This window comes from Azospirillum argentinense, from assembly GCF_000632475.1.
Taxonomy (GTDB): Bacteria; Pseudomonadota; Alphaproteobacteria; order Azospirillales; family Azospirillaceae; genus Azospirillum; species Azospirillum baldaniorum.
On record NZ_CP007793.1, the window covers coordinates 2142144 to 2157351 of the forward strand.

Below are 15208 nucleotides of genomic sequence, written 5' to 3' on the forward strand. Positions count from 1 at the left end.
GGTACGCCGAGGGAGGTGGGCGCTTTGCCGCGCCGCGGCAAGAGGCCCGCCCCCTCCCCCCGATGCGGAGCCCGGATCAGGCCAGTTCGAGGATGGCGTCCACCTCGACGGCCACGTTGCCGGGCAGCGACGGGGCGCCGACCGCGGCGCGGGCGTGCTTTCCGGCGTCGCCGAACACCTGCATCATCAGTTCCGACGCGCCGTTGATGACCAGCGGATGGTCATGGAAGTCCGGCGTGCCGTTGACGAAGCCGCCCAGCCGCAGCACGCGCACCACCCGGTCGAGATCGCCGCCACAGGCCGCCTTCGCCTGGGCGATGATGTTCAGGGCGCACAGCCGCGCCGCCTGCTGGCCCTGCTCCACCGTGAAGTCCTGGCCCAGCTTGCCGACGAAGCGGCGCTCGCCGTTCCACACGGTGACCTGCCCCGACACGTAGAGCGTGTTGCCCGACTGGGTGTAGGGCACATAGGCCGCCACCGGGGCCGCCGCCTGCGGCAGCTCGATCCCCAACTCCTTCAGCCGCGCCTCGATGCGTCCGGCCATGCTCATCCCTCCGTCTTCGTTGCGGGCGCCGAGAACGCTCCGATGGGTGGCGCCGCGATGGGTGCGAGACCCCGACGATAGCTCCCTCCTCCGCCGGCACCAAGAGCTTACCGGCACCCGGCGCGCGGCCGACCGGTCGGCCAACTGGGAAGTTTTGTCCCGGAGTCCGGGGCGCAACACCCTTTCTGCCCGGCAAAACTTTCCACCGGCATGGGAAGGACCGTCCGGCCTGCGCGGGCCACCCCATCACGCAAGGCCCCATTATCTCTTTCAGTATCAATGCGTTACCAGATGGCCCGGAAATTGGCACGGGTCTTGATAGAGGAGGACCGCGCAAATGCACGTTGCCTCGCTTCGGTTTCAAGCACCAGCCGCGGGGCGAGCCTCAGAAGGAGACTTGGAACCATGGCCATCAACGACGTCACTCTCACCGCGTCAATGCGCACGAATCTGCTGCAACTGCAGAGCGTGAACGACAAGATCGGTGTCAAACAGAACATCCTCTCGACCGGCAACAAGATCAACTCGGCTCTCGACGGTCCGACGTCGTTCTTCGCAGCGAAGAGCCTGACCCAGCGCGCCGGTGACCTGTCGTCGTTGAAGGACGCCATGGGTCAGTCGATCAGCACCATCAAGGCCGCCGACAAGGGCGTGACCGCGATCGAAAGCATGATCGAGCAGGCGCGCGGCCTGACCACCGCCGCCTATTCCGCGCTCGGCACCGATGCCGGCTCCGTCGCCACCCGCAAGACGCTGGCCAACCAGTTCAACGCGCTGAAGGAGCAGATCGACAAGCTGGCCGGCGACAGCGGCTATGCCGGCAAGAACCTGCTGGCCGGCGACGGCATGCGCCTGGACTCCACCAGCGAGTCGCGCCGCGCCGTCAACACCATCCAGGGCATCGAGAACGCCCGCGTCACCAACGTGGTGTCGACCGACACCTACACGGTGCGCGTCAAGGGCGACGGCTCCATCGAGGGCGCGGCCGGCGAGATCAACAGCGCCGAGATGGCCCACGGCCTGGTCGGCCTGAAGCTGTCCGGCACGATGGCCACGTCGCTCGGCAGCTTCTCCGACGTGCAGATCGAGGTCCGCGGCGCGAAGGGCCGCGAGCGGTCCTTCATCATTACGGACGGCAACGAGTCGCGCACGATCACCTACTTCGACAACAGCCAGACCATGGCCGCCAACACGACGGAGGCGGCGAAGTCGGGCACCGCGCAGCTCACCCAGGTGACGATGGGCGGCACGATCGAGGCGGGCGACAGCTTCACCATCACCGTCGAAGACCAGACCTTCACCTATATCGCCACCGCCGGTGACGTGGCGACGGGCCAGACCGCCCGCGTCAACATCGCCAGGCAGCTCACGGCGTCGATCAACAACGCGCTGGGCGCCAACGGCCGCCTCAGCGGCAAGGACGTCGATACCGTCACGGTCAACGGCACCGGCACGATCACCCTGTCGGGCGCGACGACGACCAACGCCGCCCGCGAGATGACCGTCAAGGCCTCCGCCGACAACGCCCTGACCAAGCGCATCTCCGAGAGCTTCGCGTCGGGCACCGTGGTGTCCTTCGTGGTGGACCGCAATCTTCTGGAGCAGGCCGCCAACGCCGGCAACGGCATCTCGACCATCGAGAAGAAGGTCGACATCCAGATCCAGGTCAGCAACCTGAGCGGCGCCACGGTGACCCGCGACGGCATGTCCAAGCGCGGCGAGGGCAAGCTGTCGGAAGGCGAGAACGCCTTCGCGTTCGACACCGGCACGGTGCGCTTCAACGTCGACCAGAAGAGCATCAAGCAGGCGGCGGCGGCCAGCTCGGCGGCCAACCTGGTCTCGGTGCAGGTGACCGACGCCAACACCTCCAATGATCTGACGGTGCAGCTCAACGAGCGCAACACCAACGCGATCACGGTGAAGTCGCAGAACCTGAGCACCAGCGGCCAGGGCCTGCGTCTGGACTACGCGCAGAACGACTGGACGGACCGCGCCGACATCGACAAGGCGGTCGCCAGCATCGACTACGCGAAGCAGAGCCTGCGTTCGGCCTCGCAGACGCTGTCGACCAACCTGAACATCATCACGACCCGCGAAACCTTCACCAAGGAGTTCAGCGACGTGCTGGTCGAAGGCGCCAACAAGCTGACGCTGGCCGACCAGAACGAGGAAGGCGCGAGCCTGCTGATGCTGCAGACCCGTCAGCAGCTCGGCACCATCGCCCTCTCGCTGGCCAACCAGTCGCAGCAGTCGATCCTGCGTCTGTTCTAACCGGCAAGGTCCAGCCGGCGACCACAGGCCGAGGCAAGGCATTGCGCAGCAGGCGCCCCACCGGGGCGCCTGTTTTCTTTTGGCCGCCCATCCGCCCTATCAGAGGCCACCCTACCGCAGGGCAGCCTCGATCAGGGCCCGCGCGTCGGCGGCCAGCTTCGCGCGCTCGGGCGCGCGCGTGTACATCATGTGGCCGCCCTCGTAGACGGTCACGGCCACCCGGTCGGCCTGCCCGTCCGGCAGCTCCAGGCGGGACGCCACCCAGCGCGACGCCATGTAGGGGGTGATGAGGTCGGTGCGCCCATGGGCGATCAGCACCCGCAGCGCGGGCTGCAGGGTCAGGGCGGCCTGGAGATCGTCCACCGCGCTGGGCTGGCCGGAGCGCGGCCACTCCCAGCCCCGGTTCACCCGGTCGCTGAGCAGATCGAACGGCACCTCCGTCCGCACGCCCAGCCACTCGTGGGCGTAGGCGGCGAAGGCGGTGGTGTAGGTCGGCACCGTGCCCTTCAGGAAAGGATCGAAGGACAGGCGCGCCGCCGACGGGTCGGGATCCGCGGCGGTGAAGGTGCCGTCATAGACGCTGGCGACCTGCCCACGCCCGCGCAGCAGTTCGCGAGCGAAGACGTCGGTGGGAATCTCGCCGCGGAAACGGGTCACCAGCTCCTCAGGCAGGCCGGTGGTGCGCGCCACCTCGGCGAAAAAGTCCCGCGCCGCGCCGGGCCGGCGATAGTCCAGCCCGGCCAGCCCGGTGAGGTAGCCGGTGAAGGCGTAGCGCTCCGCCGCCACGGCCGCCTGCTCCGGGGTGCCGGACGCCAGACCGTTGGCGGCGGCCGAGGCGGCGTAGGAGGGCAGCCGCAGCGCCGGCACCAGAAGCCCGCCGCCGCCGCGGATGGTGGCGAAATCGACCACCGGCGACACCATGATCAGCCCGTTGACCGCGATTCCGGTGTCGTCGATCAGCCGGTTGGCCATCTTGGCGATGCGGAACCCGCCATAGCTTTCCCCCACCAGGAATTTCGGCGACTCCCAGCGCCCGTTGCGGGTCAGCCAGAGCCGGACGATCTCGGCCATGGCCCGGCTGTCGGCGTCGACCGACCAGAAGCGCTTGCCGGGGTCCTCGTCCCGCCGCGCGCCGCCGTCCTTCCCGCCGTCGCGCCCGCCGTCGCGTAGGATGCCCCGGCTGTAGCCCGTGCCGACCGGATCGACGAAGACCAGATCGGTGAAGGCCAGCCAGCTGTCCGGGTTGTCGAGCAGAGGGGCTGGCGGGCGGATCAGCGACCCGTCATCGTTGAAGCCGACCACCTTCGGCCCCAGCGCACCCAGGTGCAGATAGGCCGAAGAGGCCCCCGGCCCGCCGTTGAACACGAAGGCGACCGGCCGCCGGCCGCGGGACGTCCCGTCCGGCGTGCCTCCATCCAACGTATAGGAGACGGTGAAGACACGGGCCGCCGCCTCCTCGCGCGGGCCGTCGCGCAGCGGCAGGAACTCCGCCACCGCCGTGTAGGCGAGCGGCCCGGACGGCAAGGGCAGCTGGTGCCTGGTCTCGCTGCGCTGGGCGTCGAACCCGCCGGCCCGGTCCGCCGGCTTCGGGGCGCCCTGGTTCTGTTCGTTCCGGGCCGGTGCGCTCTGGGGCGCCACGTCCTGGGCGCTCGCGGCCTGGATCGGCGGCAGCGCCAGCGCGGCGAGCAGTGGCAAAAGGCGGAGGCGGCGGTTCATGGCACGTCGCATGGCGCATCCCGTCGGCTGTGTCGTCACAGCCCCGCATATTGACCCGCAGCCGGTGTCCGGCAAGGACACAGCCCCTCGTCGCGCGTCCCGGATCACCACCGAAACCGCGACAATTTATCTCAATTCAGACCATTGATGCACATACGACCGTGTTTATGATGTGCAGGCTTCCACCACCCTAAGCCGAGTCATCGCGATCATGGACATGCCCGCCGAGAATTTTCAGGATCTCGTCTGGAGCGACGATCTTGCGTTGGGCGTCGAGGACATCGACGAGCAGCACAAGCATTGGATCGAACTGGTCCAGGCGTTCCATGTCGCCGTCGCCGAGGGCCGCTCCCGCGAAGAGGTCTATCGGACGCTGGCCGATGCGGTGGTCTATACGGAGATTCACTTCGCGAGCGAGCAGAAGGTGATGGAGGAGGCCGGCTATCCTTTCCTGGCCGACCATCTGGTCCAGCATTCCCTGGCGTGGGAGCAGTTGCACGCCTTCACCACCGGCAACGTGCCGGAGGAGAACATCGCCGAGTATCTGGCGACCTTCCTGCCGCAATGGCTGATGCTGCACATCAACTCCGCCGACCGCCAGTTCGCCCGCTGGCTGAAGGAGCGCGACGCCGTTCCGGCGGAGCTGGCCGACGCCCAGCTGTCCGGCCGCGTCTTCCCCAACATCCCGGTCTGATCCCGTCCCGCTCCCGCCGGAGCGTGCGTTCACGGCAGCCCGCATGAAAAAAGGGGAGGTCCGAGGACCTCCCCTTTTCCACGCCATGCCGGGGATGGAACCGACTGGCCTCAGCTGCAGCCCGTGGTGGAGCCGCAGGTGTCGCACTTCAGGCAGGTGCCGTTGCGGACAAGCGTCATGTTGCCGCACTCCCCGCACTGATCCCCCTCGTAGCCGCGGGCGCGGGCCTCGCGGATGCGGTCGTAGCGCTGGTCGCTGTTGCTGCCGCCGTAAGCCGTACCGGTGGTGCCGCCGACCGGGGCCGTGCCGCCGGCATGGACCACCGCGGCGCCGACCGCCGGGCTGGAGGCCACCGCCGCGTGGGCGGCGGACGCCGTGGCCTGGGCCGCGGTGCCGGTGGCGGCCAGGGCCGCCGCAGCGGAGACCCGCTGGGTCTGCCCGCCGTTCAGGACGCGCAGGTTGTTGCGGACATAGCCGGTGGACGCGACCTTGCGGACAATGTCCGACGGCTGGACCGCGCCGGTCTCCGGCAGGTCGCCCTGCTTGTCGCCGCTGCCGACCGTGAAGGGCACCAGATCCTCCGGCGTGGCGTGCGCCAGATCGGTGCGGCCCAGGTAGGAGATGGCGATCTCGCGGAAGATGTAGTCGATGACCGAGGTCGCCATCTTGATGGTGTCGTTGCCGGTCACCATGCCCGACGGCTCGAAGCGGGTGAAGGTGAAGGCCTCCACGAACTCTTCCAGCGGCACGCCGTACTGCAGGCCGATCGACACCGCGATGGCGAAGTTGTTCATCAGCGAGCGGAAGGCGGCGCCCTCCTTGTGCATGTCGATGAAGATCTCGCCGATGCGGCCGTCCTCGTACTCGCCGGTGCGCAGGTAGATCTTGTGGCCGCCGACGGTCGCCTTCTGGGTGTAGCCCTTGCGGCGGTGCGGCAGACGCTCGCGCTCGGTGCGCTTGCGCTCGATGATGCGCTCCACGACCTTCTCGACGATGCGCTCGGACACCATCTGGGTGCGGGTGGCGTTCGCCGCCTCGACGATCTCCTCGACCGCGTCCTCCTCGTCGTCCAGCAGGGCGGCGGAGAGCGGCTGGCTCAGCTTGGAGCCGTCGCGGTACAGCGCGTTGGCCTTAATGCCCAGGCGCCAGGACAGCAGGTAGGCGTCCTTGCATTCCTCGACCGTCGCCGTGTTCGGCATGTTGATGGTCTTGGAGATGGCGCCGGAGATGAAGGGCTGCGATGCGGCCATCATGGTGATGTGCGATTCCCAGGACAGGAAGCGCTTGCCGATGCGGCCGCAGGGGTTGGCGCAGTCGAACACCGGCAGATGCTCGTCCTTCAGGAAGGGCGCACCCTCCAGCGTCATGGCGCCGCAGCAGAAGGTGTTCGCCGCCTCAAGCTCGGCCTTGGTGAAGCCGAGAGCGGTCAGCAGGTCGAAGCCCGGCGCGTCCATCTGCTCGGCGGGGATGCCCAGCGTGTCGACGATGACGTCGGCGCCGACCGTCCAGCGGTTGAAGGCGAACTTGATGTCGAAGGCGGTGGCGAGGTTGCCCTCCAGCTTCTCCAGCACCTCGGCCGGGAAGCCCTTGGCCGCCAGCGTCTCGTGGTTGACGCCCGGCGCGCCCTTCAGCGTGCCGTGGCCGACCGCGTAGCGCTCGATCGCGGCGATCTGGTCAACGGTGTAGCCCAGCGTGCGCAGAGCCTCCGGCACCAGACGGTTCACGATCTTGAAGTAGCCGCCGCCGGCCAGCTTCTTGAACTTCACCAGCGCGAAGTCCGGCTCGATGCCCGTGGTGTCGCAATCCATGACCAGGCCGATGGTGCCGGTCGGGGCGACCACGGTGGCCTGGGCGTTGCGGAAGCCGTGCTGCTCGCCCAGCTCCAGCGCCATGTCCCAGGCGCGGACGGCGGCCATCGCCAGTTCCTGCTCCGGGCACTCGTCGGCGACGAAGGGCACCGGCTTGACCGACAGGCCCTCGTAACCCTCCATCTCGCCGCAGGCGGCGCGGCGGTGGTTGCGGATGACCCGCAGCATGTGGTCGCGGTTCTGCTCATAGGCCGGGAAGGCGCCCAGCTCCTGCGCCATCTCGGCGGAGGTAGCGTAGGCGACGCCGGTCATCACCGCCGAAATGGCGGCGCAGTAGGCGCGGCCTTCCGCCGAGTCGTAGGGCAGGCCGGAGGACATCAGCAGGCCGCCGAGGTTGGCGAAGCCCAGGCCCAGCGTGCGGAACTCGTAGGACAGCTGGGCGATCTCCTTGGACGGGAACTGCGCCATCAGCACGGAGATTTCCAGCACCATGGTCCACAGGCGGCAGGCGTGCTCGAACGCCTCGACGTCGAAGGACCCGTCCTTCAGACGGAACGACATCAGGTTCAGCGAGGCGAGGTTGCAGGCCGTGTCGTCGAGGAACATGTACTCCGAGCACGGGTTCGAGGCGTTGATGCGCCCCGAGGCCGGGCAGGTGTGCCAGTCGTTGATCGTGGTGTCGAACTGCACGCCCGGATCGGCGCAGGCCCAGGCGGCGTAGCCGACCTTGTCCCACAGGTCGCGGGCGCGGAGCGTGCGATGAACCGTGCCGTCGGTGCGGCGGATCAGCTTCCACTCGTCGTCGTTCAGGACGGCCTGGATGAAGTCGTCGGAGATGCGCACCGAGTTGTTGGAGTTCTGGCCGGCCACCGTCAGGTAGGCGTCCGAGTCCCAATCGGTGTTGTAGGTCTTGAACTCGATGCTGGTGAAGCCCTGGGCGGCGAACTGGATCACGCGCTGGACGTAGTTCTCCGGCACCTGCGCCTTGCGGGCGGCGACGATGGCCTTCTTCAGCTCCTTGTTGACCTTCGGGTCCTGGCCATCCTGGGCGGCGGCCATGATGGCGGTCAGGTGCTCGCGGCAGATCTTGGAGCCGGTGACGAGGGCGGCGACCTTCTGCTCCTCGGTCACCTTCCAGTCGATGTAGGCCTCGATGTCCGGGTGGTCCATGTCCACCGTGACCATCTTGGCCGCACGGCGGGTGGTGCCGCCCGACTTGATGGCGCCCGCCGCGCGGTCGCCGATCTTCAGGAAGCTCATCAGGCCCGACGACTTGCCGCCGCCGGCCAGCTTCTCACCCTCGCCGCGCAGGCGGGAGAAGTTGGAACCGGTGCCCGAGCCGTACTTGAACAGGCGCGCCTCGCGGACCCACAGGTCCATGATGCCGCCCTCGTTCACAAGATCGTCGGCGACGGACTGGATGAAGCAGGCGTGCGGCTGCGGGTGCTCGTAGGCCGAGGCGGAGGAGGTCAGCAGGCCGGTCTTGAAATCGACGTAGAAGTGGCCCTGGCTCGGGCCGTCGATGCCGTAGGCCCAGTGCAGGCCGGTGTTGAACCACTGCGGGCTGTTCGGAGCCGCCATCTGGGCGGCCAGCATGAAGCGCATCTCGTCGAAGAAGGCGCGGGCGTCGGCCTCGGTGTCGAAATAGCCGCCCTTCCAGCCCCAGTAGGTCCAGGTGCCGGCCAGACGGTCGAAGACCTGCTTGGCCGACTTCTCGCCGGAATAGCGCTTCTCCTTCGGCAGGGCCGCCAGCGCCGCCTCGTCGGCGGTCTTGCGCCACAGCCAGGACGGGACGGTGTTCTCCTCGACCGCCTTCAGGGCGACCGGAACGCCGGCCTTGCGGAAATACTTCTGGGCCAGGATGTCGCTGGCGACCTGGCTGTAATTCTCGGGAACCTCGATGTCCGTCTGCTGGAAGACCACAGAGCCGTCAGGGTTGCGGATCTCGCTCGTCGTGCGGCGGAAGCCGAGAGCGGCGTAAGCATCCTGACCCTCTTTCGTGAAACGACGCTGGACCCGCATGTGACTCGTGCTCCCTCTGGCTGGCGAACAAAGGTGTCGCGCTCCGTGCGGCGCAGCTCGCGCTGGCTGACGAACGCAACACCCTGTATGTTGGTGCGCATCCTAGCCTCAAGCTTTGGGCCAAGCAAGACCCGGCCCAAGATATTGTGTGCTTGACGCGGGCCTACCTCCTAGATATGGCGCATCAGGTCAACGGGCCAAGCCGCCGCCGGTTCCCGGAAAAAATCCGCCCACCCCCACATCTAGTCCTGCACCGAAAGCCTCCGGCGCCTGATTCCTGTAAGGAATCCGTCACTTTCGCGGGGTTGCCGGGCCCCTCCGACCCCAGGAGCCACGGGGGCGAATCGGCGGTACGCCCTTCTCCAGCCCTTCATACCCGCGACCCCACTTTTGCCCGCTGGACCCGCCCCGTGGCGAGGCACCCGGACGGCGCCCCGAGTCGCCCCACGATGTCACAGGCGGCCCCGCGTGACCTTTCCCGCTCCCTCCGGTTGGAAGGGTCGGTTTCGTGCAACGAGGAGAGCTTCCATGCACAAGACGGTGATCGCGACCCTGTCCGCCCTGGCGCTGATGACCGGTGCCGCCGCGGCCCAGACCGGCACCGGCGGCTCCACCCAGGCCCCGAGTTCCCAGGCCCCGAATTCGGTCATCATGGACCAGGGGCAGAGCGCCCGCCCGGCCGGGCCCGCAAGCGGCGCCGCAAGCAACACCACGGGTGGCGCCAGCGTCGAGCATTTGATGAGCCGCACGGTGATCGGCGCCGATGGCGAAAAGGTCGGCAAGGTGTCCGACGTGATCCTCGGCCCGGACGGCAACGCTCAGCTTCTGGTGATCCAGAGCGGCGGCTTCCTCGGCATCGGCGGCAAGGAGATCGCCGCGGACATCGCGCTGGCCGACGTGCTGCCGGGCAACGGCCCGATCACGCTGCGCGACGTCACCCAGGCGAGCGTGCGCGACATGCCGGAGTTCCAGTACAGCGACAGCATGACCTCGCTGAACCGCGGCCCCAAGCACAGCGGCGAGTCGAACAAGCAGTAACCATCAGGGGACAGCGCCCCTCTCCCGCCCTGGGAGAGGGGCTTTGCCCGTTACGCCTCCACCCCGCGCTCGCGCAGGTAGGCACCCAGTTTGGTATCGACGCCCAGGATGTGGCCGGACAGCCATTTGGCGAGGAAGCCCAGCACGAAGGCCCCCTTCTCCCCCCCGGCGTCCAGCGCGCTGTTCACGTCGTGAAGCTGGCGGACGAAGCTGTCGTGCAGCGCCTTGTGGGCGGTGTAATCGGGATAGCCGTGCTCGCGCATCAGCGTCTCCTCCCGGTCGAAATGCGTGTCGGTGTAGTCGAGCAGGTCCCTCAGCACGTCCTGGATCTCGCTGTCGGCACGGAACTCGTTCACCGCGGTGACGAACTCGTTGAACAGCTCGAACAGGCGCTTGTGGTCGGCGTCGATCACGGCGTTCCCGACGCCGAAGCCGTCCTGCCACGCCATCGTTTCCCAGCGCGGGTCGGCAAGGTTCGGCTTCATCGTCTTCGGCTGCGTTGTGTTTAATTGCATGACGTTTCCCCCTTCAGGAAACATCCTTATAAGCCGCCGCCCACCCGCCGCCGGGGCGGCAGATGGTCACACTGACAGTATGGTTATAGGATGGCCGGTCAGTTCATCTTCGCCAGAGGCAGATTGACCAGCAGGTTCTGCGGCTTCAGGCGCAGCTTGCGGTCGGCGGTCATCGCCAGGGCCAGATAGACGGGCCGCCCGGCGATGTCGGCGCGCATCGCCGCGGGGTCGGCGAACTCCAGCCGGAACAGCGACAGGATGCGGGCCAGCCGCTCCTCCCCCACCTCGGCCCCGTTGTAGAGGTCGTTGAGGATCGCCGTGGCCTCGCCGTCCAGCCCGACATGCCAGACCCAGCGCTCGTCGCTGATCCGCTGCACGGGATGGATCGACACCCCCACCCCCAGGAAATGCTTCACCCAGCCTTCCAGGACGCGGCACAGCGCGTCCAGCCCGGCCGCGGCAAAGGTCACGTCCAGCACGGTGTCGTGCCGCGAGTCGCGCTCCCAATAGCGGGGGTGGTTGGTCTCGTCGAGGATGTCGAGATCGACGGAGCGCGGGGCGGTGCCGGCCTCCACCACCAGCCGGCCCAGGCTGCCGAAGCCGCCGGTCGCGGCCAGCATCTCCACCGTCTCGCTGTCGGCCAGCCGGACGCGCCCGTCGTCCACCGACACGGTCTGGGGCCGGAAGAACAGCTCGCCCGCCCGCGCGCGCAGGCCCGACGGCGTGCCGTCCAGAATGTTGCGCAGGATCACATGGGCCATCTGGTCGATGAACAGCCCCGGCACGCCCCGCGCGCCCTCACGGAACAGGCGGAGGTAGCAGCCCTCGACCGTGCCGGCGGCGAGCAGCCGGTCGCGGAAGCCCAGCCAGACCGCCCAGTTCTCCCGCGCGTCCGAGTCGGCCAGCGCCTCCACCATGCCCGGCGGGACGGGGCGGGCGGGATCCTCCAGCAGCCCGGCGAACAGAGTGTGTTCGGTCTCGCAGGCGTCCTCGGGCGGGCGCATCTCCGGCCGCATCAGATAGGCGCGCAGGAAGTCCGGTGTGACCGCGAGCCAGCCGTCGGCGTCACGCGTCAGCAGATGGAAACCGGACTCTTTCCAGAAATCGGACATGGAAGGCAGACCCTTGAGCAGAGAAGCAGGCGCAAAGCGTCCCTCATGTGGGCGCGCGGGCGCCCGCGCCAAGGACCTAGCACAGCCCGGCCTACAGATGCCCAGTTTAGAGATGCCCAGTTTATAGATGCAGGGCGGCCAGGAAGGCGTCGACGTCGGCCCACACCCGGTCGCGGATGTCGTCGCGCTCCATCAGCAGCTCGTGCTTTGCGTCGGGATGCTCCTTCAGCACGGCGTTGCCCAGCCGGGCGGCGGCCAGCCGGTGCGATTCCGACCGGACGATGGCGTCGGCGGGGGCACTCAGCAGCAGGATGGGAGTCGTTACCCGCTCCAGCGGGGCGGTGAAGCGGATGTGGTCGGCGGCGCGCAGGGCCGCCCTCACCCAGCCGAAGCTGACCCCGCCCACCCGCAGCTCGGGCCGGTCGCGGAAGGCGTCGTGGTAGGTGGCGTAGCGACGGGGGTCGGAGGTGATCGGGTTGACCGGGGTGAACAGCCCCTCCACCGGGTCGTAATCGTGCTGGCCGAAGGCGTATTCGGCGGCCCGCCCGCGGGCGCACAGGCGTTCGGCCAGCCAGACCGCCATGCGGCGCGGCACCGGGCCGGTGAAGATGTCGAACATCGGCGCCGTCAGCACCGCGGCGTCGCACAGGGCCGGGTTTCGCAGCAGGGCCATCAGGGCGACCAGCCCGCCCATGCTGTGGGCGAGCAGCAGCAGCGGTCCGTGCTGCCGCGGCCTCACCAGTTGCTCCACCACCTCGTCGAGATCGCCGGCCAACGTGTCGAAGCTGTCCAGGTGATGAATCTGGGGGTTGGGCAGGGGGCGGTCGGACAGTCCCTGGTTGCGCCAGTCGAAGGCGAAGACCTCGAAGCCGCGGGCGAGCATCGCACCCGCCGTCTCGGTGTACTTCTCGATGAACTCCGCCCGACCGGTCAGCAGCAGCGCGGTGCCGCGCGGCGGGGCTTTGGTGGCCATCCAATGGGCGGTGCGCAGCCGGGTCCCATCCCCCATCGTCACCCAGCCGAACCGTGGCCCCACACCCAGATCCGCCACGCTCACGGCCATTCCTGCGCTCTCCCTCGTTGACGGGACGATTGAAGCATCAACGCACGGCGTGGGTCCAGCGTCCGGCGGCCATCCGGTGGAACCCCCGTCCTCCCCCAGGTGTTGTCGAGGTCCATTGGGAGGTACATTCGAATGCACATGGTGCGTACACTGTCCATGGCGCTTTGCGCCCTGTCCCTGACCCTGTCCCCCATGGCCGCCGCCCAGGCCCAGCCTTCCTCAAAAGCGCAAAGCCCCAAGGACGCGTCGGTGCCGCCGATCGCCGTGGAGCGCACGGACGAGGGCGAGCCGGTGATCGTTCATGAGGGCGAGGCGTCTTTCTATGGCGGCTCGTTCCACGGCAAGAAGACGGCCAGCGGCGAGCGTTTCGACCAGAACAAGCCGACCGCCGCCTCGCGCGAACTGCCGCTGGGCAGCAAGGTCACCGTGACCAACCAGGACAACGGCAAGAGCGTCGACGTCATCGTCAACGACCGCGGCCCCTATGTGGACGGGCGGGTCATCGACCTGTCGAAGAAGGCCGCCAAGCAGCTCGACATGATCGAGGACGGCGTGGCCCCCGTGCGCGTCGAGGCCAAGCCGTCCGAACAGCCGACCGAGGCTGTGAAGGAAAAGGTCGAGGCCAAGGCCGAGAAGGCCGACCAGACCCAGGTGGCGGAGCAGCCGGGCTCCCAGAAGAAGGGCAACGGCGCGGCTCTGTCCGGGTCGTCCGGGGCCGGTTCGTCCCGCGCCGATCAACAGAGCGGGTCGGGGTCCGACCGCTAAGCCCCTCCGCGCGGCGGACGGGCGGACCTGCCGGCGCGCTGCCCCCGGTCGAAGGCGGCCAGCAGCGCGCCCAGCCCGTCCGACGCCGCGTGGCGCGACCACAGGAAGGGGCGCAGCATGTTGCGGGTGCCGAAGCCGTGCACATGCACCGTGCGGCGCCCCAGCGCCTGCAACCCCTCCCGCGCCACGTCCAGCGGATCGGCGGCCCCCGGCAGGGCATTCAGGGCGAAGCCCGCCCGCTTGCCGAAGGCGGTGCGGGTGGCGCCGGGGCACAGCACCAGCACATCCACCGGCATGCGCTTCAGCTCCGTCGCCAGCGCCTCGCCGTAGGCCAGAACAAAGCTCTTGCTGGCGCAGTAGGTCCCGAGGAACGGGATCGGCTGGAAGGCCGCCGTGCTCGACAGCAGGATCAGCCCGGCCCGCCGGCCGTCGCGGGCCGCCCGCTCGATCATGCCGGGCAGCAGCGCGCGGGTCAGCACCGTGGTCGCCACCACGTTCAGCTCCACCGTCGTCCGCTCCGCCTCCGGGCTGTTGTGGAGCACCGGCCCGAAGGCGCCGGACCCGGCGTTGTTGATGAGCAGATCGATCTCCAGCGTCTCCGCTTTCTGGATCAGGGCGTTCCGCCCCGCGTCGGTGGTCAGGTCGGTGGCCAGCACCTCCACCCGGCGTCCGGCGGCCTCCAGCTCCGTCTTTGCGGTGTTGAGGGCCTCGGCGTTGCGGGCGGCCAGCAGGAGGCCGGTGTCGGCGGGCAAGGCGCGGGCGAAGCCGGCGCCGATGCCGGAGGTGCCGCCGGTGACCAGCGCGAAGCGGTGGGGCATGGCTCGGATTCCATCGCGGTTCGGGGGATGAGAGGTGACGGTTGGCCGCGGCGGCGCGAAGTCAAGCCATCCGCCCCCGAGTCGCCGCGCATTCCGCGGTGCAGCAGGCCGAATTGTCAGTGTACATATTAACTGGAGCCGCTCTGGATTTTTACTGTCACGGAACTGAAATCGCCGGACCGGAGGAAATAGGCAGGACGCCTCGACTGCCTCCTCTTTCGAAAGAGGTTAGCGGTTTTTTCACTTTTTCAGGCGAGTCGTGTTGCCATCACGTGGTTGCAGTGCATATATCGCGTTGCACCATACGTGTTGTCGCACCGCTCTGCCGGTGCTTGATGAAAAGGAACCGCGGTATGGATGATGTTCGCCAAGTCCTGAAGGACAACGAGGGCCACTGCATCGAGGATTTGACCGTCGGCATGACGGCGTCCTTCGCGAAGACGGTTACCGAAGCGGACATCGTGCTGTTCGCCGGCATCTCCGGCGACACCAACCCGGTCCATCTGAACCAGGAATACGCCAGCGGCACCATGTTCCAGGGCCGCATCGCCCACGGCATGCTGAGCGTCAGCTTCATCTCCGCCGTTCTCGGCACCAAGCTGCCGGGTCCGGGCGCCATCTACATGAGCCAGACCGTGCGCTTCAAGGCGCCGGTCCGCGCCGGCGACACGGTGACCGCCCGCGCCACCGTTACCGAGATCATCCCGGAGAAGCGCCGCGCCGTCGTCCGCACGGTCTGCACCGTCGGCGAGACGGTGGTGATCGAGGGCGAAGCCCTGCTGATGGTCCCGTCGCGCGGCTGATCCCGCAGGCGAGCCTTCAATACGGGCAAGCCTTTAACA

The 15208-nt window shown here is 68.2% G+C and carries 12 protein-coding genes; 5 read left to right on the forward strand and 7 right to left on the reverse strand.

Features of this window, described 5'->3' with window-relative positions:
- Positions 1-76: 76 nt before the first annotated feature.
- Complete coding sequence (locus tag ABAZ39_RS10215) at positions 77-544, reverse strand: RidA family protein (RefSeq protein WP_038531171.1); 468 nt, start codon at positions 542-544, stop codon at positions 77-79.
- Between the two features lie 405 nt (positions 545-949).
- Here ABAZ39_RS10215 and ABAZ39_RS10220 point away from each other — a divergent pair, with 405 nt between their 5' ends.
- A complete protein-coding gene (locus tag ABAZ39_RS10220; RefSeq protein ID WP_038529126.1) occupies positions 950-2815 on the forward strand; it encodes a flagellin N-terminal helical domain-containing protein in 1866 nt (621 codons plus the stop codon).
- Positions 2816-2926: 111 nt separating this feature from the next.
- Here the strand turns inward: ABAZ39_RS10220 and ABAZ39_RS10225 are convergent, their stop codons facing one another.
- The gene (locus ABAZ39_RS10225) at positions 2927-4531 is read right to left on the reverse strand and encodes a S10 family peptidase (RefSeq protein ID WP_038529128.1); all 1605 of its coding nucleotides are present in this window, start codon (positions 4529-4531) and stop codon (positions 2927-2929) included.
- Positions 4532-4742: 211 nt separating this feature from the next.
- Between ABAZ39_RS10225 and ABAZ39_RS10230 the strand changes: the two genes are divergently transcribed.
- Positions 4743-5225: a bacteriohemerythrin gene (locus ABAZ39_RS10230; RefSeq protein WP_014239689.1), complete on the forward strand. Its 483-nt coding sequence runs from the start codon at positions 4743-4745 to the stop codon at positions 5223-5225.
- Between the two features lie 110 nt (positions 5226-5335).
- Here ABAZ39_RS10230 and ABAZ39_RS10235 read toward each other — a convergent pair whose 3' ends face one another.
- Positions 5336-9055 carry a vitamin B12-dependent ribonucleotide reductase gene (locus ABAZ39_RS10235; protein WP_038529130.1) on the reverse strand — a complete coding sequence of 1240 codons (3720 nt, stop codon included), beginning with the start codon at positions 9053-9055 and terminating at the stop codon, positions 5336-5338.
- 528 nt (positions 9056-9583) lie between these two features.
- On the opposite strand from ABAZ39_RS10235, the gene ABAZ39_RS10240 reads away from it, so the two are divergent.
- Positions 9584-10093, forward strand: a complete 510-nt coding sequence (locus ABAZ39_RS10240; protein WP_051657926.1) for a PRC-barrel domain-containing protein — start codon at positions 9584-9586, stop codon at positions 10091-10093.
- 50 nt (positions 10094-10143) lie between these two features.
- Here the strand turns inward: ABAZ39_RS10240 and ABAZ39_RS10245 are convergent, their stop codons facing one another.
- The 3 genes from ABAZ39_RS10245 to ABAZ39_RS10255 form a co-directional block, all read right to left on the reverse strand.
- A complete protein-coding gene (locus tag ABAZ39_RS10245; RefSeq protein ID WP_175428670.1) occupies positions 10144-10608 on the reverse strand; it encodes a bacteriohemerythrin in 465 nt (154 codons plus the stop codon).
- Between the two features lie 98 nt (positions 10609-10706).
- Positions 10707-11720: a DUF6352 family protein gene (locus ABAZ39_RS10250; protein WP_038529132.1), complete on the reverse strand. Its 1014-nt coding sequence runs from the start codon at positions 11718-11720 to the stop codon at positions 10707-10709.
- Between the two features lie 121 nt (positions 11721-11841).
- Positions 11842-12783, reverse strand: a complete 942-nt coding sequence (locus tag ABAZ39_RS10255) for an alpha/beta fold hydrolase (protein WP_038529134.1) — start codon at positions 12781-12783, stop codon at positions 11842-11844.
- A gap of 132 nt (positions 12784-12915) precedes the next feature.
- On the opposite strand from ABAZ39_RS10255, the gene ABAZ39_RS10260 reads away from it, so the two are divergent.
- Positions 12916-13548, forward strand: a complete 633-nt coding sequence (locus ABAZ39_RS10260) for a septal ring lytic transglycosylase RlpA family protein (protein WP_038529136.1) — start codon at positions 12916-12918, stop codon at positions 13546-13548.
- On the opposite strand, the gene ABAZ39_RS10265 is transcribed toward ABAZ39_RS10260, so the two are convergent.
- Positions 13545-14366 carry an SDR family NAD(P)-dependent oxidoreductase gene (locus tag ABAZ39_RS10265; RefSeq protein ID WP_051657928.1) on the reverse strand — a complete coding sequence of 274 codons (822 nt, stop codon included), beginning with the start codon at positions 14364-14366 and terminating at the stop codon, positions 13545-13547. The genes ABAZ39_RS10260 and ABAZ39_RS10265 overlap by 4 nt on opposite strands.
- Before the next feature lie 353 nt (positions 14367-14719).
- Between ABAZ39_RS10265 and ABAZ39_RS10270 the strand changes: the two genes are divergently transcribed.
- The gene (locus ABAZ39_RS10270) at positions 14720-15169 is read left to right on the forward strand and encodes a MaoC family dehydratase (protein ID WP_014239679.1); all 450 of its coding nucleotides are present in this window, start codon (positions 14720-14722) and stop codon (positions 15167-15169) included.
- Positions 15170-15208: the final 39 nt, after the last annotated feature.

Coding starts and splice junctions, on each gene's coding strand:
- ABAZ39_RS10215 (WP_038531171.1), bottom strand. CDS start 544: ATGGCCGGACGCATCGAGGCGCGGCTGAAGGAGTTGGGGATCGAGCTG.
- ABAZ39_RS10220 (WP_038529126.1), top strand. CDS start 950: ATGGCCATCAACGACGTCACTCTCACCGCGTCAATGCGCACGAATCTG.
- ABAZ39_RS10225 (WP_038529128.1), bottom strand. CDS start 4,531: ATGAACCGCCGCCTCCGCCTTTTGCCACTGCTCGCCGCGCTGGCGCTG.
- ABAZ39_RS10230 (WP_014239689.1), top strand. CDS start 4,743: ATGGACATGCCCGCCGAGAATTTTCAGGATCTCGTCTGGAGCGACGAT.
- ABAZ39_RS10235 (WP_038529130.1), bottom strand. CDS start 9,055: ATGCGGGTCCAGCGTCGTTTCACGAAAGAGGGTCAGGATGCTTACGCC.
- ABAZ39_RS10240 (WP_051657926.1), top strand. CDS start 9,584: ATGCACAAGACGGTGATCGCGACCCTGTCCGCCCTGGCGCTGATGACC.
- ABAZ39_RS10245 (WP_175428670.1), bottom strand. CDS start 10,608: ATGCAATTAAACACAACGCAGCCGAAGACGATGAAGCCGAACCTTGCC.
- ABAZ39_RS10250 (WP_038529132.1), bottom strand. CDS start 11,720: ATGTCCGATTTCTGGAAAGAGTCCGGTTTCCATCTGCTGACGCGTGAC.
- ABAZ39_RS10255 (WP_038529134.1), bottom strand. CDS start 12,783: ATGGCCGTGAGCGTGGCGGATCTGGGTGTGGGGCCACGGTTCGGCTGG.
- ABAZ39_RS10260 (WP_038529136.1), top strand. CDS start 12,916: ATGCACATGGTGCGTACACTGTCCATGGCGCTTTGCGCCCTGTCCCTG.
- ABAZ39_RS10265 (WP_051657928.1), bottom strand. CDS start 14,366: ATGCCCCACCGCTTCGCGCTGGTCACCGGCGGCACCTCCGGCATCGGC.
- ABAZ39_RS10270 (WP_014239679.1), top strand. CDS start 14,720: ATGGATGATGTTCGCCAAGTCCTGAAGGACAACGAGGGCCACTGCATC.